The organism is Proteus sp. G2626, from assembly GCF_009915985.1.
GTDB classification, from domain to species: Bacteria; Pseudomonadota; Gammaproteobacteria; order Enterobacterales; family Enterobacteriaceae; genus Proteus; species Proteus vulgaris.
In genome coordinates this window covers 364,876-389,917 of record NZ_JAABNH010000007.1, presented here as the reverse complement: position 1 = coordinate 389,917, position 25,042 = coordinate 364,876, and the positions used below count along the sequence as shown (strand labels likewise).

The window sequence follows — 25,042 nt, the reverse complement described above, 5'->3', positions numbered from 1 at the left end:
CGCTAACCCAATTATCTGTGCCTTGTAGAAATAGCTATCCTTTGTCATTATCTATAAAGGTCTTTAGAGCTCGCTTATTTAACCCCTCATCCTATAAAGGAGATAGCAATGGCTAAACGCATTCAATTTGCAGCTCATGGCAGTGCTGATGTTCTCGAACTAGCAACATTTACACTGGCTCCTCTTGGTGATCACGAAGTTCAGGTTGCCAACAAGGCAATTGGTATTAACTATATTGATACTTATGTACGTAGTGGGCTATACCCTGTAAGCCAATTCCCTAGTGGATTAGGCACTGAAGCTGCGGGCATTATTATCAAAACAGGCGCTAAAGTGACTTCACTAAAAGAAGGGGACAGAGTTGTGTATGCGCAATCTCCGCTAGGGGCTTATAGCGATACGCATAATGTACCAGAAAATAAAGTGGCACGTCTGCCAGATAATATCTCTTTTGAACAAGCCGCAGCCTCTTTCTTAAAAGGATTAACGGTTTATTATCTCTTCAATGAAACCTATAAATTACAAGCAGGTGAAACCTTCTTATTCCACGCAGCTGCTGGTGGCGTTGGTTTAATTGCAAGCCAATGGGCGAAAGCAATTGGTGCAAACATGATTGGTACAGCAGGTAGTGATGAAAAGGTTGCTAAAGCAAAAGCCGCAGGTGCATGGGAAGTGATTAATTATCAAACTGAGTCGATTGTGGAACGTGTATTAGCGCTGACTAATAACCAAAAAGTGCCGGTTGTTTATGATTCTGTCGGTAAAGCGACTTGGTTAGACTCATTAGATTGTTTACAACACCGCGGTTTAATGGTGAGTTTTGGTAATGCGTCGGGTGCAGTGACAGGTGTTGATTTAGGCATTCTAAACAAAAAAGGTTCTTTATATGTTACGCGCCCATCCATTTCGGGTTATATCACAACACGTGAAGAGCTAGATGCTGCAAGTGAAGCACTATTTGCGTTAATCGGAAGCGGTAAAATTGATGTTAGTGTGCCAGATAATCAAAAATTTGCTTTAGCTGATGCAAAAGAGGCACATCGTTATCTTGAAAGTCGACAGTCTCAAGGCTCAAGCCTGCTTATTCCTTAATTAATGTTAATCAACACCAAAACCTGTTTGAAATAAATTAAACAGGTTTTAAATATTTATTTATTATTCGTAAAGATAATTGATATCTATCTTCATTGTCAAAAAAAAACCTTTTAAATTATTTTAGATTTATTTTTATTCTCATCTATTTTAATTTGCGTTTCCACGGTTCTATTAATTAAATAGGGAATGTTTATGCAAAAAGATGAATTGAAAGATTTTATTGATTTTATTTATGAAGATAATAAAGTTAGTAATGTTGAATTACAATTTATTCGCGATGTTGCAGATGAAAAAATAGAGATGTTATTTGAACGATTTGGTGAAAATAATAATTTATCTGCATTTCAAAAATCAATGGATGTCTCAGTTCAATTAATGCAAAATGCATTTTTTGATATAAAAAAGAAAGAAGGAACAGAAGACGGAAAACGCGAAGTTAAAGAAGCATTTGAATTTCAAATTGCTTATTTAGTAGCAAATTATAATCGTTTCTTCTCATTGCTTTAATAATAAAAAAACCAGCCTATTATGGCTGGTTTTTTGTTTTGAAATTATTTTTCAGTCACAAATTTGAGTGCATTTTCTAATACAGATAAATCAGCGCCTTGCTTATGGGCATTTTCACTTAAATGACGTCGCCATTGCCTTGCGCCTGGAATACCCTGGAAAATTCCTAGCATATGACGAGTGACATGGCCTAAATAAGTCCCTTGAGAGAGCTCTTTTTCAATATAAGGATACATTGCTTTTACGGCGGTGACTGTATCAGCAATCGGTAACCGACTATCAAAGAGTTCATGATCAACATACGCTAAAATAGACGGGTTTTGATAGGCTTCACGTCCAACCATCACACCATCCATATATTTTAAGTGTTCTTTTGCCTCTTCTAGCGATTTAATACCGCCATTAATAGCCATAGTAAGATGCGAGAAATCACGTTTTAATTGATAAACACGAGGATAATCTAAAGGGGGAACTTCACGGTTTTCTTTAGGGCTTAAACCTGATAACCATGCCTTACGTGCATGGATAATAAAGGTATCGCAATTGTTATCACGGCTAACAGTATCAATAAAATCACATAAAAATTCATAGCTATCTTGTTCGTCGATCCCAATCCGCGTTTTTACAGTAACCGGAATATCAACTACATCACGCATGGCTTTTACACAATCTGCGACGAGTTGTGCATCTCCCATTAAACAAGCGCCAAAGCGTCCATTTTGTACGCGATCTGAAGGACAACCCACATTTAAGTTGATTTCATCATAACCACGCTCTTGCGCTAATTTTGCGCATTGTGCTAAAGCGTGCGGATCGCTTCCGCCCAATTGTAATGAAACTGGGTGTTCTTCATCACTGTACTTTAGGTAATCGCCTTTGCCATGAATGATGGCACCTGTTGTGACCATTTCAGTATAAAGCAACGTATTTTTGCTGAGTTGACGAAAGAAATAACGACAATGGCGATCAGTCCAATCCAACATCGGCGCAACAGAAAAACGATTCAAATTATAATTTTTTGAATGGTTATTAACATAATGATTTTCTGTTAGTTTATTGAGTTCTGTAATTTCTGACATGCTGTAATTCTTTCATCTATTTAGGCGTTGGTTATCTCTCATTTATGGAGGAGATAAAATAAGCGCACATTATAGCATAGAGAATCACTTACACATGATGGATCTACGGTTAGGATTATTTTACTAAACAGAAGATGAGTAATTAGGAAAATAAAATAGGAAAATATATGTCAACTGAAAAAAGAGCATTACCTTATTTTAAATATCATCCTGAACCTGTAAAAACAGGAGCTTTTATTATGAATGATACTGTTGTATGTGATTGTTGTGGAAAAGAAACTGATATTTGTTATGGTAGTCCTTTCTATTCAGTCGAAGATATTGATGCACTATGCCCTTGGTGTATTGCTGATGGTTCAGCCAGTGAAAAGTTTGATGGTGAATTTCAAGATAGTGCAAGCATTGAAGGCGGAGAAGTTCTCTATGACGAAGATGGGGAGTATTGTGGTTCTACTTTACCTCCTATAGATAAAAACAAACTCGATGAATTAACAAAACGGACGCCTGGTTATCATGGCTGGCAACAAGAACATTGGCTAATACATTGCGATGAACCTTGTGCCTTTATTGATTATGTAGAATGGGACGATATCAAAGATAAATTAGAACAATTTGCTTCTTTAGAACAAGATATTAAAGAGATTGGTTTTGAACTTCCTGATTTATCAGAGCGCTTATGGAATGATGGTGAATGCCAGGGTTATTTATTTAAATGTTGTTGTTGTGGTAAACTACGTCTACATATGGATTTTAGCTAATAAAGATCATCAAAATAATATTGAGTTTGTTAAGCTGAGATAGGCTCATTATTATTTTTATAATATATATTTTTTTCATCATCTCTATTAAAAATAGAAATAGTCAGTGCTCAATATTTTACGTTATAAAAGCGAAAAAATAATAAAAGGAGCATTGAATATGAACATTAAAAGAAAGATCCTTATAAAATTAAATAGAATAAATAATCTTGAAGTTGAACATAAAAATTTATCACTGCCTTTTTATCATGGTCAACATAATTCTTTTTTATCTAATATATCTTTAGTTCCTGTTATTTCCTCTGCTTATCAATTACCTCCTAAAAATAATATGAATTCTATTTCAATAAATTGTCATGAATTAAATAAATATTATTATCTTAATTTACCAGATAATAATATTTATTCATTAGATAATCTCATTACAATATTAAAGCAACACCCTGATATTGAGTATGTGCAAACGGTACCGATACAACCTATTGAACCTCCCAATATTACGCCTGATTTTACTCAATATCAGCAATATTTATATGAGCCAGAAAAAACAGTCAATATTAATAAAATTATAGGGTTGGGAGTATTAGGAGCATGGAAACAAGAAGCCTATGGGCAAGGAGTTCAAGTTGCTGATATTGAATGGGACTTCAACCTTTCTCACCATGATTTATCAACAGATAACATTACATCATTGTTACCTTTTAATGAAAAAACGAGTCAAGCTGATCACGGTACTGCGGTGGCTGGATTAATAATGGGAAAAAAAGATGGTAAGGGGATCACTGGACTTGCGTATAAACTCGATATGTTTTACGCCATCTCTGAATTAACCTGTGGCCGTATTGATGCAATTATTGCCAGTAAACGTATATTACATGCAGGTGATATTGTTTTATATGAAATGCAGACAATCTGTGAGCATCAAGCTTATGTTCCTGCCGATTATGAAATGCATATTTGGGAAGCGACTCGTGCATTAACAGATGCGGGTATCATTGTGATTATGGCGGCGGGTAATGGGGGGGTGGATCTCGATTTACCTGCTTATGAAAGTTATCGTCAACGTAATGATAATAATTCGATACGTGTTGGTGCGGGCTCGCCTTATACATTAAATCGCTTACCTTTTTCAACGCATGGCTCACCTATTCATGTACAAGCTTGGGGAGAAGATGTGGCAACTGCAGGTTATGGTGATCTCTTTAGAAGTGATGACAATCATACTTATACGGCTAATTTTAGTGGAACATCGTCAGCGAGTGCTTTAGTTGCGGGAGCCGCTGCGGTGATCCAGTCTTGGTATAAAAATCATACAAACAGTGTATTAACACCAATACAAATGCGTGATTTATTAATTAGAACGGGGACTTTTCCACAGTTAAATGACAAAATAGGCCCTTTACCTAATGTTAATAATGCGATTCTGTATTTAAAAAAGCGAATAAAATATCATTAAATAGAATCATTTTCTCTTTAACACCTCTTAATATTAGGAGGTGTTCTTAATTTTAAATATATATGTGCATGATATATAAAGTTTTTCTTATTGTGATAAGATTATAATCTAAAAAAGGGTAATTTAATAAATTTTATGAACTCAATGATTGCTATAAAATTATGTTGTTAATAAATGTAATAATAAGTTTTTATAGAAAAATAAGACAATAAGACAACTTATAATAGGAAAATTATTTAATCATAAACTTAGTTGATTTTTATGATTTATATGAATTAATAGTACTTTGATTTTATTGTATTTTTTCCATAAATCGTAAAGAGCCAGATTTATGATGAAAAACTTAAATATGAATAGTTTTTCATTGTTTATGCGCCTTTTTACTTTCAATTTCACGCCACTACGTTTATCATTTTCCGCTTGTACTATACATACGGCGTCGCTGGTTTTGGGCTTCTGTGGAGCATAATGCTCCGGCAGCTCACACAGTCTTTTCCAGTGGCGGTTCTATCTGCATTATTCTTCGGGATAGAGTATTACCTTAAATGACTGAGAAAACATCTCTGATACCAGTTGTCGAATTAAAATCCTTAAGTAAAGGTTTCGACGGAAAACAAATTATTTCCCGCCTCGATCTCACTATCAACCATGGCGAGTTTTTAACCATCCTCGGTCCTTCGGGCTGTGGTAAGACGACGGTTTTGCGTTTAATAGCGGGTTTAGAAGACGTTGACGATGGGCAAATTATCCTAGATGGGCAGGATATTACGGATATTCCCGCGGAACAACGTTTTGTAAATACGGTTTTTCAAAGTTACGCACTGTTCCCTCATATGACTGTTTTTGAAAACGTCGCATTTGGTCTTCGTATGCAAAAAACGCCTGCTGAAGAGATTAATGTTCGCGTAGAAGAAGCGTTACGTATGGTGCAACTTGAAAATTTCGCACAACGTCGACCTGCACACCTGTCTGGCGGACAACAACAACGTGTCGCTATTGCACGTGCTGTTGTCAATAAACCTAAAGTGTTGTTGCTTGATGAATCATTATCTGCACTGGATTACAAATTACGTAAACAGATGCAAAATGAATTAAAAGCCTTACAACGTAAATTAGGAATAACCTTTATTTTCGTGACTCATGATCAAGAAGAGGCACTGACGATGTCAGATCGGATCGTGGTGATGAGAGAAGGGCGTATTGAGCAAGATGGGACACCGCGTGAAATTTATGAAGAGCCAACAAATCTATTTGTTGCGCAATTTATAGGTGAAATTAATATCTTTGATGCCCGTGTTCTGCATCGTATTGATGATGCGCGTATTCGTGCTGATGTAGAAGGACATGAATGTGATATTTATACTACATTACCGGTGACAGAAAACCAGTCACTCAAAGTATTGCTTCGACCTGAAGATCTTCGTGTTGAAGAAATTCACGATCTTGAAAATCTGCCGGGATTAATTGGTTATGTTCGTGAGCGTAATTATAAAGGCATGACGCTAGATTCTGTTGTTGAAATGGAAAATGGCAAGATGGTGATGGTTAGTGAGTTCTTTAATGAAGATGATCCAGATGTTGATCACTCGTTAGACCAAAAAATTGCGGTGACTTGGGTTGAAAGCTGGGAGGTCGTACTGGCAGATGAAGAAAACACGTAAACTATTTCAAAACATCGTCATTACCGGTGTGGTGGGTTGGTTGATGGTGTTCGTCTTCTTGCCGAATATCATGATCATTGCGACCAGTTTCTTGACGCGAGATGATGCCAATCTTGTCGAGATGGTCTTTACACTCGATAACTACTATCGCTTATTTGATCCCATGTATGCAGAAGTCTTGCTACATTCTATTAATATGGCGGTAGTGGCAACATTAGCTTGTTTATTATTAGGTTATCCCTTTGCTTATTTCCTTGCAAAAATGCCTAAGAAAATACAGCCATTAATGTTGTTTCTATTGATTGTACCCTTTTGGACAAATTCGCTTATTCGTATTTATGGATTAAAGATATTCCTAAGTACCAAAGGTTATTTTAATGAATTCCTGTTGTGGGTTGGACTCATTGATAAACCACTAAGAATTATCTATACCCCAGAAGCGGTTGTGCTGGGGCTGGTTTATATCTTATTACCTTTTATGGTGTTGCCACTCTATTCCAGCATTGAAAAGTTAGATAAACCTTGTTTAGAAGCTGCGCGTGATTTAGGTGCTAATAAACTGCAAACCTTTATTCGCATCATTATTCCATTAACGATGCCAGGCATCATTGCGGGTTGTTTACTTGTGATGTTACCTGCAATGGGCTTATTCTTTGTTGCGGATTTAATGGGGGGCGCGAAAAACTTATTAATTGGTAACGTAATTAAAAGCCAATTCTTAAATATTCGTGACTGGCCTTTCGGCGCAGCAACTAGTATTTGCTTAACATTGGTGATGGGATTAATGCTGTTTGTGTATTACCGAGCCGTGAAGCTACTGCATAAGAAGGTAGAAATAGAATGATAGGACGGTTATTGCGTGGTGGATTTATGTCCATTATTTACGCGTATCTTTATATCCCGATTATTATTCTGATAGTTAACTCTTTTAACTCATCACGTTTCGGGATTAATTGGAAAGGGTTTACCACAGATTGGTATGCCATTTTATTTAATAATGACAGCCTACTTCAAGCAGCAGGGCATTCATTAACGATGGCAGTTACTTCCGCGACATTTGCTACACTCATTGGCTCATTAGCGGCAGTTGCGCTTTATCGCTACCGCTTTCGTGGCAAAAAATTTGTCGGTGGTATGCTGTTTGTCGTAATGATGTCGCCTGATATTGTGATGGCGATTTCATTACTTGTGTTGTTTATGATCCTTGGAGTTTCATTGGGATTTTGGTCGCTTTTATTTTCACATATTACATTTTGTCTACCTTTTGTTGTGGTGACGGTTTACTCACGATTAAGTGGATTTGATGTAAAAATGTTGGAAGCTGCTAAAGATTTGGGGGCAGGTGAATTTACTATTCTACGTAAAATCATTATGCCACTTGCGATGCCAGCAGTGGCTTCAGGTTGGTTATTAAGCTTTACGTTATCCATGGATGACGTGGTGGTATCCTCTTTTGTGACAGGCCCAAGCTATGAAATTTTACCATTGAAAATATACTCAATGGTAAAAGTAGGGGTTTCACCAGAGGTGAATGCGCTTGCAACCATCCTTTTAGGTCTATCCTTAGTATTAGTGTTAATTAGCCAGTTGATCTTAAGAGACCGAACTGGCAAAGCGTAATGACATGTATTAGTGCAAGTTTTTTGCACTTATTGGGGTCTTTATGACCAATCTGTTGGAGGTAGGCTTGCTGCCTATTTGATATTAACGCATCAACCACTGAAGGAAACATAAATGAAAAAGTGGTCCTCTGTACTTGCTGCTAGCGTAATGGCATTAAGTATCGGCACAGCATCGGCTGATGATAGTAAGACATTATATTTCTACAACTGGACGGAGTATGTGCCGCCTGGTTTGCTTGAACAGTTTACGAAAGAAACTGGGATTAAGGTGATCTATTCCACCTATGAGTCCAATGAAAGTATGTATACCAAGTTAAAGACCTATAAAGAAGGGGCTTATGATTTGGTGGTTCCTTCCACTTATTTTATTTCTAAAATGAGTCATGAAGGAATGTTACAAAAAATCGATAAATCGAAATTAACGCATTTTGATAATCTCGATCCTAGTTTATTACATAAACCCTTCGACCCAGAAAATGATTACTCTATTCCTTATATTTGGGGGGCGACCGCTATTGGTATTAATAGCGATGAAGTTGATGTGAGTAGCATTACTTCATGGGCAGATTTATGGAAGCCTGAATATAAAGATAGCTTATTATTAACCGATGATGCTCGTGAAGTTTTCCAAATAGCATTATTAAAATTAGGTTATTCAGGTAATACGACTGATCCTAAAGAGATCGAAGAGGCCTATAAAGAGCTACAAAAACTCATGCCGAATGTATTAGCTTTTAACTCAGATAATCCCGCTAACCCTTATATGCAAGGGGAAGTTAATTTAGGGATGATTTGGAATGGTTCTGCATTTATTGCTCGCGATGCGGGTGCGCCAATTGAAATGGTGTGGCCAGAAGAAGGTGGAATTTTCTGGATGGATAGTTTAGCTATTCCTGCTAATGCTAAGAATGTCGACGGTGCTCATAAACTTATCGATTTCTTATTACGTCCAGAAATCGCAGCAAAAGTAGCTGAAAACATTGGTTATCCAACACCAAACTTAGCAGCACAAAAATTACTACCTAATACCATTACAAAAGATAGTTCACTTTATCCAAGTGAAGAGATTATCAATAAAGGTGAATGGCAAAATGATGTTGGTGATGCAACTGTATTATATGAAAGCTATTACCAAAAACTGAAAGCTGGACGTTAATTGAATTTGATTCTTATGCTGAAGCCACCTTAAAGGTGGCTTTTTTATAACAGAAGAAAAGTCATTTTATTTAGCGAAAAATAAAAGAGAAGTAAAAGAGAGTTTGTAATGAGAAAAATAAACTATGTTCAATTAAAGTCATTTTTAATACAGCTTTCGGCAATTAATTGATTATTTTTTTCTTGAGTTTTTCGGTGTTGTTCAATGCTAGATATATAATTACTTTGTAAAAAATAACTAATATGAACATCAAATTTTTCAGAGATACGATAAATTAACTCGATACTGATCCTATTTGTTCCGCGTTCATAACGAGAAAGCTGTTGCTGGCTTATCTCTAATCTTTTAGCAAATACAGTTCCCGAACATTTTAACTTTTTTCGTAAATGGCGTATTCGCTGGCCTATACGAAAATTAATGGTTTTGCTGTTATCTATCATTTATCAGCCTTAAAAATTCAAATCATTATTGATAAGAAAAAGTCAGACTGGCTAACCCGTTTGCTTTACCAGGTTTTAGTGTTCCAGTCGTGATATATCGGGTTGACAGGTTTAATGTGTAGTTTTCGTTATTAGATGTTGTTATATGAAGTAAACGTTGATTGGGTTGCCCCGTAGCACTAATGTCTGGCCCATAAGTCACAGGTGTTGGGTTATCATTAAAGAAAAATTGAATACCAATACCAGATGCATCTGAGTCTGATGTTAATGTAAGAATATCTGTATTATTAGAATAAGTAGATTGGTCAGTCATGCTGGCATATAAATGCACATTGGTGTCGCAATTCACTGAAATAGGCTTTGTTTGTGTTTTTGATGTTGAGCCGATAGTGCTCATATCTCGCATTGAAATATCACCTAATTCATAAGTCAGATTTTTGGTATTTACTGTGCAACCTCTGGCTTTAATGGTGATTGTCACCGGATTTATTGCGACAAGTGATGTGTTATTTCCTTTATGTCCTCCACCATATTCAGACCAAGTATTCGCAATCACGGTGTAAGGAATAGTATAAACACCCGTTTCTAAGTGCTCATCAGTAACAACGAATACTACTTTTGCTTTTAATGAAACTCGGTCTACACCTTTATTTACGGTAGAGCCTACGGCTGGATAAATAATAGTTGCACTAGAGCCCGTGCCGACATCAATAGGGACATAAGAAACATTGTCATTGTTATCTTTTAAACCAAAGGCGTAACCAATGCCTTTTACGCCAGCTAGCGAATAAACCGGATATCGATTACTCCCTTCGTAATAATAGATCCCACTTATTTTTGAACCCAGTGCATTAGCATAGAGCGTTTCAACCCAGCATTTTTGTAGAAATTTATTTTCACATTTAAAGCCGTTATGAACAGATGTCTCTCCAATCCATGTTGACGTGATGGGGGTCCCTGCTGGTGTACCATCTGCAGCACCATCAAAATTCATTGGTACAGGAGATACGATAAGAGGATCTGCTACTGCCCATACCCTTTTTTGAGGGAGCAACGATAAAGAGACCAGTAATGTTAGGGAATAAAGGGAATATTTCATTATTGGTACTCCAGTAAAAAAGTTGTAGTCGCATTGGCTTGCCCAGAGGTGACTGGCAGGTGTGTTGCGACATAACGAGCGTAAAATTGCAGAGTGTTATCTTGATTTGGCAATAACAGGTAAGATTGGCTTTGTTCATTGATTGCAATAGGTGTGCCTGACTCATCCATAAGTGCAATTGCGACACCTTGAGCCCCATCTTGATTAATGGCGAGTAATGTATTATCCGCCGTAGATGGTGTTCCTTTAAAATTGACTTTCACGCCACTGGCTTCGGGTTGGCAATCTACCAACTTAATACTAAAAGGGATAATAGGCGTACGTTGTTGAGCAATGGTCGTTGACGTGAAATCTTTAGTGGCAATATTACCTAATTTCACTGTAATTGTTTTTGAATTGGTTTCTACAGTGCAAGTATTGCCTGTCACTCTGGCATTAATTTGAATCAAAGTGTCATAAGTATTGCCTTTGCTTATGGAAAGTAGCAATAAAGCCAAAATAAGTATTAATTTGCGCATTATTGGCACTCCTGTGTCATTTTTACAAAGGGCTCGTTATGTTGCTTTTGAGGTAATTGATAATGAACTTGGCAATATTGGGTTGATTCATTTCCCCAGCGAATATCTAATACGCCAGAGCTAGGGACGCCAGAGAGATAGAGCAATCCGTCATCCCCCACAATGCCAGAGAGATGATTTTGTTTATCTGTTGCAATTGCACCGAAAGGCAGAGGGCGTCCTTGTTGTCTTAGTGTCAGTAATAAGCGATAGCCTGTTTTTGCATCAAAATTAACTTTAATAACAGCACCTTGTGTCGGGATAACTTGCTGAATATTTTGTTCAATTTCGACATTATCTGGGAGTGTCGTGGTATCTAGGGCAACTTTATTTTGGCGATACGCTGTGGCATAAGGAATAACAGCAAATCCTCGCCAATCAGTATAAATACCGGTTGCATTATCAATAGGTACATCCGGTGTTTTACCCGCATCAACTAAAATGGTATTGGCGCTTAATGGCTGACTTAATGTGACTCCTTCACTATGTAATAACATACCGCCAGCGAGGCTATAATTGAGTTGTTGAGCATCTTGATGGTAGTTATAACCCGCATTCAAATTGCCATATCGGCTTTGATATCCAAGAGAAGCGCTTCCTGTATAACTGCCGCCTTGATTGCTATATCCCTGTTGGACACTGTAATTTAATGTATTGTCATCAAGTAGTGTGCCTGCAACGCCCGCGTTATGTGCAGAATAACCGTTATTATTATGACTGTAGTTATAAGTGAGATAAGCACTATTTATTGGTTGATAACTGGAAGGCATAAGAAGTTGCAACGGAATAGAAACCCCAACAGAGAGTGTTTGGTCTCGTTCTCCGCTGTTCATCATTCGGTTATAACTATAAATAATGTTATAAGAGAGCCCTTTTATATTACCGTTATAACCCGTTTGGATTAAGACGTTTTTCTCATTTGTTCCCCAATAGTTTTGCCAATGTGTTGTCATAAAAACAGAGCCATAATCAGCTAGTTGTTGTGATAAATTGATTTGTAGGCTGCCTTTTTTATGATTACGCAAATCAAAATAACGTGAAGGTGTTTGTTGATTATTTTCATAGAGATAACCAGACATACGTGTGTTCAGGGTCTCTTCTAGTGTGTAAAATCCAGACGTGGAATAGCGATAACCTAATAACTGAAAATTAGTACCAAATTGGTTGAGTGATTTTGCGTAGAGAAAACGTAAAGAGTAGCCTTCAGATGTTGAGTCATCAGGCAACTTGCTATGAGCAAAAGTGATGTCCGTAGACAATGCACCTAAGGTGCCCATATTTTTACCGGCTCCAAGTGCATAAGATTGATAATCTGCTGTAACTAAAGCCCCGCCATATGCTGTAGTGTCATAAGGTAATCCATAAATCAGATGACTTTGTAAAAAACGTGGTTTTTTATTTTGGTTATTTTGGCGAATTTCACCCGCTTGAATAACAAATTGTTTTTGGCCTTCTCGTTGCAAAACGGGTACAGCAGAATACGGCACAATATAATCGTGCGTACTGCCGTCGTTTTCTTCAATAGAGACATAAAGATCTCCACTATTTGATGTTGGATAGAGATCTTTAATTTCAAATGCTCCGGGAGCGACAAAGGTTTGATAAATAATATAGCCATTTTGTTTTATAACGACTTTGGCATTACTATTCGCTATTCCTCTAACAATAGGGGCAAAGCCTCTTTGGCTATCAGGCAACATCGTGTCATCGCTTTCTAAGGAAATACCTCTGAAATTAATACTGTCAAAAAGTGTTGATGACGTATAACTGTCGCCAATTTGTAATTGGCTTTTTAATGACACAATATTGCGTTGAAGATAGGTACTGATATGGTTCCATTGGTTTTTTCCATTTGATGAATTCCAAGTGGAATAATCTCTTAATCGCCAAGCACCAATATTGATCCCGCTACGTAGATTTAGATAGTAACTATTATTATGAGAATTTCCCCAACTGTTGGCACCGCTAAATGTATAATTTAATATTCCCGCTGTAATACCGTTATCCCATTTCTCGGGTGGTATATAGCCACGTGCTTTAAGATCTAAAGCGGCTTGAGGTATTTGAATTTTTAATGCTTGTTTCTCAAGATCATAATTAACAACAGAGTTAGGAATAATGTCTTCAATATTAATGCATTTATTATCTGAGGCATTTTCAATATCAGAAAATATTTTAGTATTAATCCCTAATGATTGATAAAAAGATTTATTTAAACAAGGAATTACATTGTTATCTTGACTAATAAAATGAATACTCTCTGTTCTTAGATATTCATGATTAATAATAATATCAAGTGGATAATCTCCGGGTTTGATACTATTTCCAGCTTCAAAATAGCTTAAATCAGCCACTGAATCAGAAGAGTCAGCCAAAAATGCAGGATTAAATCGGTTTGTGCTGTATGCCAAAAATGGCAAAGCCATTGATATTGTGATGGCACCATAAAAGAAAGAATAAACTGTATTTTTATTAATCATGTTTTTTGACCAATAAGCTTGAAGCAGATGTAATCATTAATGAGAAATGTCTTTTTTTAATACAGCTGTCTGTGCGCCATAATCATTAATTGTTTGGAATGAAATTATGCTTGCATTATTTTTTACTTTTCCTAACACTAATTGAGATAACGGATTTATCATTATGCTTGCTGGAAGTGGATTATCGGCCACAGCTAAATTCACCATGGTTATATGATAAGGTGTAGGGTTATTCGCAATAAGCTCACCATTTTGGTAAGAAAAAGAAATTTCATTCGCAAATTTTGCATTATAAGCAGGTAAGCGACTCGGACGATAAAAAAGCTTTATGCGACTCTGTATTGCTATTTGTAGTGTGTTTTCCTTAGCCAATTCATCTTGTAATGAAGGGATCACTTTTACATTCATCCAAAATAAACTTTCTCTATCTTCAGGTAGTGGTGCGCCGGTATACATAATTCTTAATGCATTTTCTTTATTTGCATCAAGAATATATAAAGGAGGTGTTACGATAAAATCGTTATTTTTAATGCCTTGGTTATCCGAAACCCATGACTGAATTAAAAAACTATTTTGTTTATCTGAATTAGTAATAACAAGGTTGGTTTGTTTAATATTAGAATTATAAATAATACGTGTGGCGCCTAATGAAACCCCATTAGAATAAGATAATAATGGGAAGAGAAAAATAATAAGGAATGTAAGTATTTTTTTCATAATAGAAATATATTAGGTAATAATTATAGGATAATTGCATGTTGATAAAAAATAGGCCGTCCTTGGCAATAAGATATCAATCAAAAATGATTAGCAATTAAGAGTAAGTCACCATAAAGTTTGTGGTAACGTTTGCGCTACCCGCCTTAACAGTATCATCCGTTGAAATAAGGGATGCGTTGTAATTTAATTGGTTTTCACCTTCAATGAGTTTTTGTGTTGTTGATGGTTGGCCAGGAACAACGTTTTTGCTACTTGAATCCGTAATTTTTAATGCTACATTCGCAGCAGCGCCACTACCTTGTAGTGCAAATGCATTTGCATCGCCATCAGAAGCTGTGCCATTAAACGTAATTGCAGCTAATGTTGAAACAGTAATATCGCAGTTATTTAATTTGATACTAAAAGGGATACGACCTGTCTCATCACCTTTTTTGGTAAATTCGGCAACACGGAATTGACCTAGACGAACAGTTTGGTTTGCTGAGCTACTATCAACACCACAAGCTGCATTAACAACAGAACCTTCAAAGTTAACGGTACCACCATTAACTGTCACTTCTGTTGGTGCTGGAGTGCCGGTGTCTTCTGCAAATGCAGGTGTTGCAATAACTGCCATTGCAGAAGTGATAATTGCAGATAATAATAACTTTTTCATTAATTGTTCCTATATTTTAAATATATACTTACCCGTTAACTTAATAAATTAAGCTAACGGTTAATTCTATTTATTCCCTATTTTTAAATAGAGAATAATAGGGGTAAAATTATTTCTTAGATGTGTAACGTAAGGCTATTTATATATATTTAACAGAGAGCGATTACCGCAATTATCGTAGAAACGATAAAACAGGCTCATCCACACTTAAGTCAAATTTCCAAAAATTATAGATGTGCTAAAAAAATTAGAGAAATCGTTTTAAACGATCGTTTTTGGCTTTTTTTATAGGTGATATCTATTGATATCGTGATAACTATCGGCAATATTTAGTGTTAATAAATAGAAAAATACATTATTTTATCTAATGTTTTATATGATGTCGTGTATTGTATTGATATTCATTGTGTTTTTGTTTTTTGTTTTTATTCAGTCTCAATACTCTAATAAAGAGCGTCCTAAAAAGATTCTGTAAATGTACTTATAAGATGATGTTTCATAAAATATATTTCATAGTGAAACTATTTATAAAATGATACAAAAAATAACACTTTTTATGATAAAAAAAGGCAGTATTGCCTATTTTTTTATTCAAATATAAATTTCGAATTTAAAATTTATAAGAAAAATAGAAATATTATTTATCCATTTTAAATTGAAATTAAAAGGTGTATTTTTAAAATATAAAATAAATGACACTTTTTTTACTACTTATGGGAGTAGATCAATATGTTTTATACTTAATATTAATTGTAACAAAATGTTTCACTGATCAGGTTTTTCTTTATTATTTTTGCATAAAAGTGGTTAAAGCAATTATTCTGGTTTTATTTTAATATGGGTTCTAATGGTAAAATCTTAAATTTGAAGGCTCAAAATGATATCTAGCTCAGCAAAAGGAACGTTATATGGCATCGTTGCTATTTTTCTTTGGAGCACTATTGTTGGTTTAATTCGTAATATCAGTGAGTATTTTGGCCCTATTGGAGGTGCAGCTCTGATTTATACCGCAGGGACGCTGTTTCTTATGTTGATCCTAGGCATACCTAAGCTATCACTTTTTCCTAAACGATATCTTTTTTGGGGAGCCCTATTATTTGTCACTTATGAAGTATGTTTATCTTTGGCATTAGGATTTGCAACAGATAGAACACAAGCCATAGAACTAGGCATGGTGAATTATTTATGGCCTAGTTTTACGTTAGCCCTTGCCGTCATACTCAATAAACAGCGATTCTCAATTTTATTGATCTTAGGATTATTGTGCTCATTTAGTGGATTAGTTTGGGTTGTTAGTGGGGATAACCCGCTCACGATTGAAGGCTTATGGAAGAATATTCAAAGCAATCCATTAAGCTATATATTAGCGTTTTCAGGTGCCATTTTATGGGCATTTTATAGTAATTTAACTCGCCTTATTTCTGAAGGGAATAACGGTATTGTGCCCTTCTTTCTATTAACGTCACTTGCATTGTGGGGGCAATACTTATTTTCAACACCGGCAGAATGGATCGTTAATACAAAAAGTATCACTTTATTATTAATAACAGGGGCGGCAATTGGGCTGGCTAATGCAGCATGGACTATCGGTATGATAAGAGGTAATGTGACTTTATTAGCTACGCTTTCTTACTTTACACCTGTTATTTCTACTGCATTTTCATCAATATTATTGTCTACTGCACTCTCCTTCTCATTTTGGCAAGGGGTAATGATGGTGACCGGAGGCTCTTTAATTTGCTGGTTAGCGACTCGTCAAAAAAAGATAAAAGTACTTAAAATGATAAAATAGCGAGAAAAACAAGATCCTTAACTCAAATATGATAGTAAAAAAGGGCATTTTACCTTATTGACGGTATGGTGGCTGGATAGCATTAATTTAATTTGAATTTTTTTCACTATACGACAGAGTTAATATGCGCTTATTTATATGGCTTATATATTAAGAACGTTTACTTTGATTTAAGTTATTTAAAATATAAGTATTACGATAAGAACAAATGCAACAAAAAGGGATTGCTATGAAACTTGAGACACTTTCTGTTCACGCCGGTTATTCACCTGATCCAACGACAAAAGCAGTCGCTGTACCTATTTACCAAACCACTTCTTATGCATTTGATGATACGCAACATGGTGCTGATCTCTTTGACTTAAAAGTACCCGGTAATATTTATACTCGAATCATGAATCCAACTAATGACGTATTAGAAAAACGTGTTGCAGCATTAGAAGGTGGAATTGCTGCAGTTGCCGTAGCATCGGGTATGGCAGCTATTACTTACGCTATTCAAACTATTGCTCAAGTGGGTGACAATATTGTTTCTGTCGCTAAACTTTATGGTGGTACTTATAATTTAATGGCGCACACTTTCCCTCGTATTGGTATTGAAGCGCGCTTTGCTCCCCATGATGATATTGCTGCATTAGAAGCATTAATTGACGATAAAACAAAAGCAGTATTTTGTGAAACCATCACAAATCCAAGCGGAAACATTGTCGATATTCAAGCATTGGCTGATGTAGCTCATCGTCATGGTGTGCCTTTGATTGTTGATAATACCGTTGCAACGCCTTATTTATGTCGTCCTTTTGAACATGGCGCAGATATTATTATTCACTCGTTAACCAAATATATTGGCGGTCATGGCAATTCGATTGGTGGTATTGTCGTTGATTCTGGTAAATTCCCTTGGGCTGAGCATAAAGATCGTTTTGAAATATTAAATACACCTGATGTTTCTTATCACGGGGTAAATTATGTCGAGCACTTTGGTGTAGCTGCTTATATAGCAAGATGTCGTGTTGGGCCTTTGCGTGGAACGGGGGCTGCTCTGTCACCTTTTAATGCATTCTTGATCTTACAAGGGTTAGAAACACTGGCTCTGCGTATGGAACGACATACTGAAAATGCACAGAAAGTGGCAGAATATCTACAAAATCACCCTCAAGTTGCATGGGTTAAATATGCGGGTTTAAGCAATCACCCTGAGCATGATTTAGCCGTACGTTATATGTCAGGTAAACCTGCCGGTATTCTCTCTTTTGGGATCAAAGGTGGCGCAGAAGCCGGGGCTAGATTTATTGATGCATTGCAACTCATTGTTCGTCTTGTGAATATTGGTGATGCAAAATCATTAGCATGTCATCCAGCTTCAACCACTCATCGTCAATTAAATGATGAAGAATTAGATCGCGCTGGTGTTTCTCGAGATTTGATCCGTTTATCTATTGGTATTGAACATATCGACGATATTCTTGTAGATTTAGAGCAGGCATTAAAAGCCAGCATTTAATTACAGTTATCAATTATCAATTTAAAACCTTCTTTATTTAAAGGAGGTTTTTTTATACTTGAATTTCTTAAATTTACTAATATATTTTAGAAGGATTAATTTTATTATTTTTAATATAAGGATATATAATGAATATTACTTCTATATTTAGAGATACAGTGAATCAACTGACAATAGGAGCAGGAAAAGTAATAAACAATATTGTTGATTTTTTTTCTAATATTAGTTCGGGTATAACGGGTATATTTAATAGTAATACACCTTTTAGACAAGCTACAACAGAGCCGAGTTTTATTAGTCATACACCTATAAACTTTGTAAATAATAAGGATGAACTAATAAAAAGGCCACTTGAAATTATAAATGAATTTTTAAATAAATGTGAAAATGAAAATAATTCAAACATGATTGAAAATAAATGTAGTGAGGTTGCTTATTTCGTGACTAAATCTAATGATAAACCTTATTATAATACTCTTTTTGAAGGACTGATTCATAATACACCTTCTGAAAGACATATTTATAGTATTCCTTTTGAAGACCATATTTATAGTATTCCTTTTGAAGACCATATTTATAATGTTTCTTTTGAAGACCATATTTATAGTATTCCTTTTGAAGACCATACTTATGATGTTCCTTCTAAAGAAAATATTGATGATACTCCGCCAACGGAAAGTAAAATTATGGAATTATGGGATTTTTTACTTAAAAATAAAACCAAATTTAACACCATTTAACTGGTGGTGATTCTATTTTTAATAAAAAATAGCAGTGTAAAGAGATAATGATCCATATGAAAAAATAATCGTAATTAAAAATAAAGAAATTAATTAGATATTGATTTCTTTATTTTTTCTAAATTGGTTTTTTAATTAAGATAATATATTTATTTTTTGATAAAAATCAAAATTTATATTCCTTTAATTTTTAAATTAATCATTTAGATCAATCTTGTAAAATAAGTTTAATTTTTTAAATTAAATTTGATTGGGAAATAAAGGAATGTGAAGTCAACTGCATTATTTACATATAATAAGCATCAGTCGAAATCAGATTGATTTCGATCAATAAGGAACATACCGACTGGTCGGTATCATCCTGTGCATGAATACAACTGCGCATCACCGAAAAAAAGACCCTATCCGAGTTCAAGAGCAATTATTGGAAGCGGCAAGTATTATTGTGGCTAATGAAGGAATAGCTTCTCTCTCTTTAAATGCCGTAGCAAAAGAAGCGGGTGTAAGTAAAGGTGGTCTACTTCATCATTTCCCCGGAAAATTAGAATTAGTGCAGGCAGTATTTAAACGGCTATTAGGTATTATGGATAGTCGTATTGCAGTTATTATGGAAAATGATCCTATTGAAGCGGGACGTTTTTCTCGCGCATATTTAACTTATATTTCTGATTTAAAACAGTCAGACGAAAGTCGCCAATTAGCCATACTATCTTTAGCAATGCCAAACGAGCCTATTATGCGTAAATGCTGGCGAGATTGGATGTTAGATCATTTAGCCAAAGGCGATAAATTAGATAATAGTTATTTAGGTACATTAATTCGTTATGCCGCAGATGGTCTTTGGTTATCTGAATTAACAGAAGGCCCTACGATTTCACAAGAAGAGCGTAACGCATTAGTTGAAAGATTATCTGAAATGACATTTGACTATATGGCAAACACAGCAAATCAGTAATTTTAATCAGGATGAATGAGGGCACAATGAAATACAAAATAAATGCCTTAATTTATTACGACGCAACGGATGGCGCGATATCGTTAGAAAAAGAGAGTGTTGATACACATCTTTCTATTACCGCAAATGCGTTACTGTTTTATTTTATTCAGCATCCAGGTGTTGTTAATCGTGACGAAGTATTAAAACGTGTTTGGGATGATAATGGGTTAGTCTCATCAAACAGTAATTTAAACCAATATTTGAGTTTATTACGAAAAACATTTCGCCATTATGGTATTGAAAATATCATTGTCACTATTGCAAAAGGGCGATTAGAGTTTAATCCAGATATTTCAGTTGAACTCATTGATGATTCAACGCTGTTACCTTCAACTCAAACAAATGAAGAAGCACCTATTTTAGTTAAGAATGAAAATAAAATAGCCGTTGAAACAACGACATCTTTATCTTTAACGCAAACACCTTTAGAGCCTATACAAGAAGAAACACCGCAACAAAAACAGAAACCAGAAATTTGTTGGTATTTAGCTAGCATTGGTTTTCTATTAGGTGCGGTATTTCTTGCCGTGATCATCTTTTTTAATCAACATCAATCAAAGCCAATTTCACTGACACCATTAACGCATAATGATTGTGAATTACTTTCTAATGAAGCCATGATTAATTCTGCGGTAAGCGATAATTATGTTCGTAATTTTGATGCTGTAAGAAAGAAGCTTAATTTACAGTGTGTAAAAGGTGAACGATTTGTTTTTTTCTATGGTGATAAATTACAAACAAATGGATTAGGGCGAGTATTTTTAGCGCATTGTGCGAAAAATGAAGATAATCCATTTAGTTATTGTGACAATTACTTTTACTATTCTTGGAAATACTAATGAAAATCTCAGGGAAACTTTTATGTTTTTTATCGGCCCTGATTTTTATCTTGGTCGCCACTTATGCTGCAACAAGATTATTAACCATTAAAAATGAAGGTGTCATGGTATGTTCAACCAAAGGCATTATGCGCTTTGAAAATATGGAAGATGAAAATGTAAATGGTAATATTCATTTTTCATTTGGTGCTAATGGTAAAGGCTCGATTGTTGTTGAAGGTTATACCACTTCAAAAGCGGGATGGTTGTATTTACAACGTTATGTGAAATTTGATTATACGACCAAACGGGTTTCACCGACAGAACGACACTATTTTGTTAGTCAATGGAATGCAAGTGCATCATCAATTGATGAATCCCCAGATGTTATTTTTGATTATTTTATGCGTGAAATGTCAGATAGTCATGATGGGCTATTTATTAATGCACAAAAACTTAATGAGAAAACATTACTATTAAGTTCACTCAATTCGCCCCTCTATATTTGTACCTTAAAACCAGGTAGTAAATTTGATTAACTACCCTGATTATCGATCTTGTTTTTATAAGGTGGTACGTCTGTTTCCACCTTTTCATTACTCTAAGACCTAATGTATTACACCCAATTCTTTTACTTATTTTCTCTGTCATTGTGTGATGATTCTTCCTCTTTTACTTAGACTGAAAACATCCCTTAAATAAGCATGAGCACTCAGTTGTAGTTTTGTGCTTTCCAGTAAATGATACTTTATCCATTTCATTATCGCATGGCCACCTAATGTATAGGTGTTAGATAAAGAGTGCCCTCTTACTTTTTATACCTGTCGTAAAGCCTTAGATGAAATAAATACGTTATCAACAAAAAAATAGCACTATTTGTATATAGACTTGATTTAGCCTTTTTTAATTATTGATCTCACGTTGAAATATCAGTGATATTCCGCACATCTTTCCCATCGATACGTACTGGCTTTTTGCACCTTTTCAACATCCTCCTAACAAAGTTAATTTGCCTGTTTTTTAATCTATTTTTTGTGGAAATTAATCAATTTATAACGATGAAAAAAGCAAATAAACAGCATGGTTAAATAAATACTGAGATAAAAAACACTAAATATCAGAATTAAATTCTATATTTCTCCATAACATGGATTTATATGTTGTTTTATTTTTTGCGCGTTATAGTGATTTTGAAACCAACGTCTGCGTTTAAAAAATCACCACGCAGACACAATGGGCAAACGTAAACCGTTAAACGGCTTCTCGGAGGAAATGAAAATGGGTGATGCATTAGGTCTGATCGAAACCAAAGGTCTGGTGGCATGTATTGAAGCCGCTGACGCTATGTGTAAAGCCGCGAACGTTGAACTTATTGGTTATGAAAATGTGGGTTCAGGTCTCGTGACTGCGATGGTGAAAGGCGACGTAGGCGCAGTGAAAGCTGCAGTAGATTCAGGTGTGGAGTCAGCACAACGGGTGGGTGAAGTTGTTACATCGCTTGTGATTGCTCGTCCTCACAATGACATCAACAAGATTGTTATCAAACACAAGGCATAGTTTCTGCCTTAGGAGAACGTATGGGTGATGCATTAGGACTTATTGAAACTCAAGGGCTGGTGGCTTGTATTGAAGCAGCTGACGCGATGTGTAAAGCGGCAAATGTTGAGTTAATCGGCTACGAAAATGTGGGTTCAGGTTTAGTGACTGCAATGGTGAAAGGTGATGTAGGTGCCGTTAAAGCCGCTGTGGAATCTGGCTTAGAAGCTGCTCAACGTGTTGGTACTGTTGTGACTTCATTAGTCATCGCTCGTCCACATAACGATATTCAAAAAATCGTTGCCCAGTACAAAGTGACTGAATAACGAAGGAAATAAATATGAAAGAAGCACTAGGTCTAGTTGAAACCAAAGGTCTTGTCGCTTGCATTGAAGCTGCTGATGCAATGTGCAAAGCAGCCAATGTTGAACTGATTGGTTATGAAAACGTCGGTTCAGGTTTAGTGACAGCCATGGTGAAAGGCGATGTCGGTGCAGTAAATGCAGCGGTTGAGTCAGGTGTTGAAGCGGCAAAACGTATCGGCACTGTCGTGACTTCTCGTGTGATTGCAAGACCGCATAACGATATCGAGAAAATCGCGCAACAGCACAAAGCCTGATTATTCGGGCGTGCTGTAAATCAAAGAAATAAGTTATTCAGCTAAATTTTTTAACTCCTGTATGGGGGAAGACATGGTTGCATTAGATAAAGATTTGCAATCCAGACAACTGGCTCGTGAGCTAGTTCGTAACGCGAAAAATGCACAGCTTGTTTACGCTAAATTTTCGCAGGAAAAAATCGACAGTATTGTAAAACACATTGCATTTGAAGCGGCTCGTCACGCAGAAGAGCTGGCAAAAATGGCGAACGAAGAAACAGGCTTTGGTAAGTGGGAAGACAAAGTTCTGAAAAATACCTTCGCGTCATTGCGTGTGTATGAACATATGAAAGACATGAAGACCGTTGGCATTATCAATGACGATAAAGTGAAAAAAGTCATGGATGTCGGCGTGCCTTTAGGTGTTATCACGGCGTTAGTTCCTTCAACTAACCCAACATCAACCATTATCTATAAAACCCTAATTGCACTGAAAGCGGGTAATGCGATTATTTTCTCTCCGCATCCAAATGCCAAGCAGTGCAGTTTCCGTGCGTTAGAAATTGTTAAAAAAGCGGCGCTAGAAGCCGGTGCTCCAGCAGGTATTGTTGATGGTGTGACATTACTCACACTGGAAGCGACAAAAGAATTAATGCACAGCAAAGATGTGTCATTAATTTTAGCGACTGGTGGCGAAGGTATGGTACGTGCAGCTTATGCATCAGGCACACCGACAATCAGTGGTGGCCCAGGTAATGGCCCTGCCTTTATCGAACGAAGTGCAGATATCAAAAAAGCAGTTAGCGATATCATCACCAGTAAAACATTCGACAATGGGGTTATCTGTGCATCAGAGCAATCCATTATCGTTGAACGTTGCATTTATAACGAAGTTCACCGCGAGCTATTAGCACAAGGTGCTTACTTTATGAATGACGAAGAAGCAACAAAAGTGGCTTCCATGTTACTGCGTGCTAACGGCACAATTAATCCTGCTGTTGTAGGTAAAGATGCGATTTATTTAAGTCAGCGTGCTGGTTTTAGTGTACCCGCAAATACGCGCGTATTAATCGCACTACAAGATACCGTTTCACCCAAAAATCCGTATTCACGCGAAAAATTATGCCCAATCTTAGGAATGTATATCGAAGAAGATTGGAAATCGGCGTGCGATCGCGTAGTGCAATTACTGACTAATGAAGGCTTAGGTCACACCTTAGTGATTCATACCCAAAATGAAGATGTTATTCGTCAGTTCTCTCTAGAAAAACCGGTTAACCGTATTCTGATTAATACCCCAGCGGCATTAGGTGGCATCGGTGCAACCACGAATATTACTCCAGCGTTAACTTTAGGCTGTGGGGCTGTAGGTGGCGGTTCTAGCTCTGACAACGTCGGCCCAATGAACTTACTGAATATTCGTAAAGTAGGTTATGGCGTGCGTACCGTCGAAGAGTTGAAACAACCTTGCCCTTTAGCACAAGAAGCTACTCAACCTGCTGTTTCTGCTTGCTCTGTTTCCAGTGCAAATCACCAGACCAGCATTCTTGATGATGATCGTTTTCGTTCACCTTCTTTAACTCCTGTTCATGCTGAATGTGCCACTGCACAACGTCAAACTCAAGGTGATGATCGCTTTGGTGCATCTCCTTATGTAACGACGGTCAGTGCTTGCGCGCAACAAGTGATTGAACAAGGTGATATTACCGAAGAAAACGTGGAACGCATTATCAAGGAAGTTCTCGGACGTCTGAGTAAGTAACTCATTGATA

The 25,042-nt window shown here is 36.1% G+C and carries 25 protein-coding genes; 18 read left to right on the top strand and 7 right to left on the bottom strand.

The window, feature by feature from the left end; all coding sequences use genetic code 11:
• The first annotated feature begins 108 nt into the window (after positions 1 to 108).
• Both GWJ05_RS04205 and GWJ05_RS04200 read left to right on the top strand, forming a co-directional pair.
• Positions 109 to 1,092 carry an NADPH:quinone reductase gene (locus tag GWJ05_RS04205; protein ID WP_036934563.1) on the top strand — a complete coding sequence of 328 codons (984 nt, stop codon included), beginning with the start codon at positions 109 to 111 and terminating at the stop codon, positions 1,090 to 1,092.
• A 195-nt stretch (positions 1,093 to 1,287) separates the two neighbouring features.
• Positions 1,288 to 1,602 carry a hypothetical protein gene (locus tag GWJ05_RS04200; protein ID WP_036934560.1) on the top strand — a complete coding sequence of 105 codons (315 nt, stop codon included), beginning with the start codon at positions 1,288 to 1,290 and terminating at the stop codon, positions 1,600 to 1,602.
• Positions 1,603 to 1,646: 44 nt separating this feature from the next.
• On the opposite strand, the gene dusA is transcribed toward GWJ05_RS04200, so the two are convergent.
• The gene (gene dusA / locus GWJ05_RS04195; RefSeq protein ID WP_036934558.1) at positions 1,647 to 2,681 is read right to left on the bottom strand and encodes a tRNA dihydrouridine(20/20a) synthase DusA; all 1,035 of its coding nucleotides are present in this window, start codon (positions 2,679 to 2,681) and stop codon (positions 1,647 to 1,649) included.
• Between the two features lie 167 nt (positions 2,682 to 2,848).
• Between dusA and cbrC the strand changes: the two genes are divergently transcribed.
• From cbrC to potD, 6 genes are all read left to right on the top strand, one after another.
• Entirely contained in the window at positions 2,849 to 3,439 is a 591-nt protein-coding gene (cbrC, locus tag GWJ05_RS04190) for a PF03691 family colicin E2 tolerance protein CbrC (RefSeq protein WP_036934555.1), read from the top strand.
• Positions 3,440 to 3,599: 160 nt separating this feature from the next.
• Entirely contained in the window at positions 3,600 to 4,895 is a 1,296-nt protein-coding gene (locus GWJ05_RS04185) for a S8 family peptidase (RefSeq protein ID WP_082239440.1), read from the top strand.
• Between the two features lie 545 nt (positions 4,896 to 5,440).
• Positions 5,441 to 6,556: a spermidine/putrescine ABC transporter ATP-binding protein PotA gene (gene potA / locus GWJ05_RS04180; RefSeq protein WP_036934548.1), complete on the top strand. Its 1,116-nt coding sequence runs from the start codon at positions 5,441 to 5,443 to the stop codon at positions 6,554 to 6,556.
• Positions 6,540 to 7,400 (top strand): spermidine/putrescine ABC transporter permease PotB, encoded by an 861-nt coding sequence (potB, locus tag GWJ05_RS04175; RefSeq protein WP_036934545.1) that lies wholly within the window; start codon positions 6,540 to 6,542, stop codon positions 7,398 to 7,400. Before potA ends, potB begins: the two co-directional genes overlap by 17 nt.
• Positions 7,397 to 8,176: a spermidine/putrescine ABC transporter permease PotC gene (gene potC / locus GWJ05_RS04170; protein WP_036934543.1), complete on the top strand. Its 780-nt coding sequence runs from the start codon at positions 7,397 to 7,399 to the stop codon at positions 8,174 to 8,176. Before potB ends, potC begins: the two co-directional genes overlap by 4 nt.
• Before the next feature lie 114 nt (positions 8,177 to 8,290).
• Positions 8,291 to 9,334, top strand: coding sequence for a spermidine/putrescine ABC transporter substrate-binding protein PotD (gene potD, locus GWJ05_RS04165; RefSeq protein ID WP_036934542.1), 1,044 nt, complete (start codon positions 8,291 to 8,293; stop codon positions 9,332 to 9,334).
• Between the two features lie 128 nt (positions 9,335 to 9,462).
• Here the strand turns inward: potD and GWJ05_RS04160 are convergent, their stop codons facing one another.
• The 6 genes from GWJ05_RS04160 to GWJ05_RS04135 form a co-directional block, all read right to left on the bottom strand.
• Complete coding sequence (locus GWJ05_RS04160) at positions 9,463 to 9,774, bottom strand: helix-turn-helix domain-containing protein (RefSeq protein ID WP_087803329.1); 312 nt, start codon at positions 9,772 to 9,774, stop codon at positions 9,463 to 9,465.
• Positions 9,775 to 9,799: 25 nt separating this feature from the next.
• Positions 9,800 to 10,873: a fimbrial protein gene (locus tag GWJ05_RS04155; protein WP_036934539.1), complete on the bottom strand. Its 1,074-nt coding sequence runs from the start codon at positions 10,871 to 10,873 to the stop codon at positions 9,800 to 9,802.
• Positions 10,873 to 11,391 (bottom strand): fimbrial protein, encoded by a 519-nt coding sequence (locus GWJ05_RS04150; protein WP_036934537.1) that lies wholly within the window; start codon positions 11,389 to 11,391, stop codon positions 10,873 to 10,875. The genes GWJ05_RS04155 and GWJ05_RS04150 overlap by 1 nt, the downstream gene beginning before the upstream one ends.
• Complete coding sequence (locus GWJ05_RS04145) at positions 11,391 to 13,910, bottom strand: fimbria/pilus outer membrane usher protein (RefSeq protein WP_161681093.1); 2,520 nt, start codon at positions 13,908 to 13,910, stop codon at positions 11,391 to 11,393. The genes GWJ05_RS04150 and GWJ05_RS04145 overlap by 1 nt, the downstream gene beginning before the upstream one ends.
• 36 nt (positions 13,911 to 13,946) lie before the next feature.
• Positions 13,947 to 14,627 (bottom strand): fimbrial biogenesis chaperone, encoded by a 681-nt coding sequence (locus GWJ05_RS04140; RefSeq protein WP_036934535.1) that lies wholly within the window; start codon positions 14,625 to 14,627, stop codon positions 13,947 to 13,949.
• A gap of 97 nt (positions 14,628 to 14,724) precedes the next feature.
• On the bottom strand, positions 14,725 to 15,285 hold the full coding sequence (locus GWJ05_RS04135) for a fimbrial protein (protein WP_036934533.1): 561 nt from the start codon (positions 15,283 to 15,285) through the stop codon (positions 14,725 to 14,727).
• Positions 15,286 to 16,162: 877 nt separating this feature from the next.
• Here GWJ05_RS04135 and yddG point away from each other — a divergent pair.
• From yddG to GWJ05_RS04085, 10 genes are all read left to right on the top strand, one after another.
• Positions 16,163 to 17,077, top strand: coding sequence for an aromatic amino acid DMT transporter YddG (gene yddG / locus GWJ05_RS04130; RefSeq protein ID WP_036934531.1), 915 nt, complete (start codon positions 16,163 to 16,165; stop codon positions 17,075 to 17,077).
• A gap of 229 nt (positions 17,078 to 17,306) precedes the next feature.
• The gene (locus GWJ05_RS04125; RefSeq protein ID WP_036938815.1) at positions 17,307 to 18,581 is read left to right on the top strand and encodes a bifunctional O-acetylhomoserine aminocarboxypropyltransferase/cysteine synthase; all 1,275 of its coding nucleotides are present in this window, start codon (positions 17,307 to 17,309) and stop codon (positions 18,579 to 18,581) included.
• A 128-nt stretch (positions 18,582 to 18,709) separates the two neighbouring features.
• Positions 18,710 to 19,321, top strand: coding sequence for a hypothetical protein (locus tag GWJ05_RS04120; protein WP_161681091.1), 612 nt, complete (start codon positions 18,710 to 18,712; stop codon positions 19,319 to 19,321).
• Positions 19,322 to 19,688: 367 nt separating this feature from the next.
• Entirely contained in the window at positions 19,689 to 20,276 is a 588-nt protein-coding gene (locus GWJ05_RS04115) for a TetR/AcrR family transcriptional regulator (RefSeq protein ID WP_036934524.1), read from the top strand.
• Between the two features lie 26 nt (positions 20,277 to 20,302).
• A complete protein-coding gene (locus GWJ05_RS04110; RefSeq protein ID WP_036934519.1) occupies positions 20,303 to 21,157 on the top strand; it encodes a transcriptional regulator in 855 nt (284 codons plus the stop codon).
• Positions 21,157 to 21,675 (top strand): FidL-like protein, encoded by a 519-nt coding sequence (locus GWJ05_RS04105; RefSeq protein WP_036934516.1) that lies wholly within the window; start codon positions 21,157 to 21,159, stop codon positions 21,673 to 21,675. The genes GWJ05_RS04110 and GWJ05_RS04105 overlap by 1 nt, the downstream gene beginning before the upstream one ends.
• A 739-nt stretch (positions 21,676 to 22,414) precedes the next feature.
• Positions 22,415 to 22,693, top strand: coding sequence for a BMC domain-containing protein (locus tag GWJ05_RS04100; protein ID WP_004249182.1), 279 nt, complete (start codon positions 22,415 to 22,417; stop codon positions 22,691 to 22,693).
• A 20-nt stretch (positions 22,694 to 22,713) separates the two neighbouring features.
• Positions 22,714 to 22,998: a BMC domain-containing protein gene (locus GWJ05_RS04095; RefSeq protein ID WP_006536329.1), complete on the top strand. Its 285-nt coding sequence runs from the start codon at positions 22,714 to 22,716 to the stop codon at positions 22,996 to 22,998.
• A gap of 14 nt (positions 22,999 to 23,012) precedes the next feature.
• Complete coding sequence (locus GWJ05_RS04090) at positions 23,013 to 23,291, top strand: BMC domain-containing protein (protein ID WP_006536328.1); 279 nt, start codon at positions 23,013 to 23,015, stop codon at positions 23,289 to 23,291.
• Positions 23,292 to 23,364: 73 nt separating this feature from the next.
• Positions 23,365 to 25,032, top strand: coding sequence for an acetaldehyde dehydrogenase (acetylating) (locus tag GWJ05_RS04085; protein WP_052038437.1), 1,668 nt, complete (start codon positions 23,365 to 23,367; stop codon positions 25,030 to 25,032).
• Positions 25,033 to 25,042: the final 10 nt, after the last annotated feature.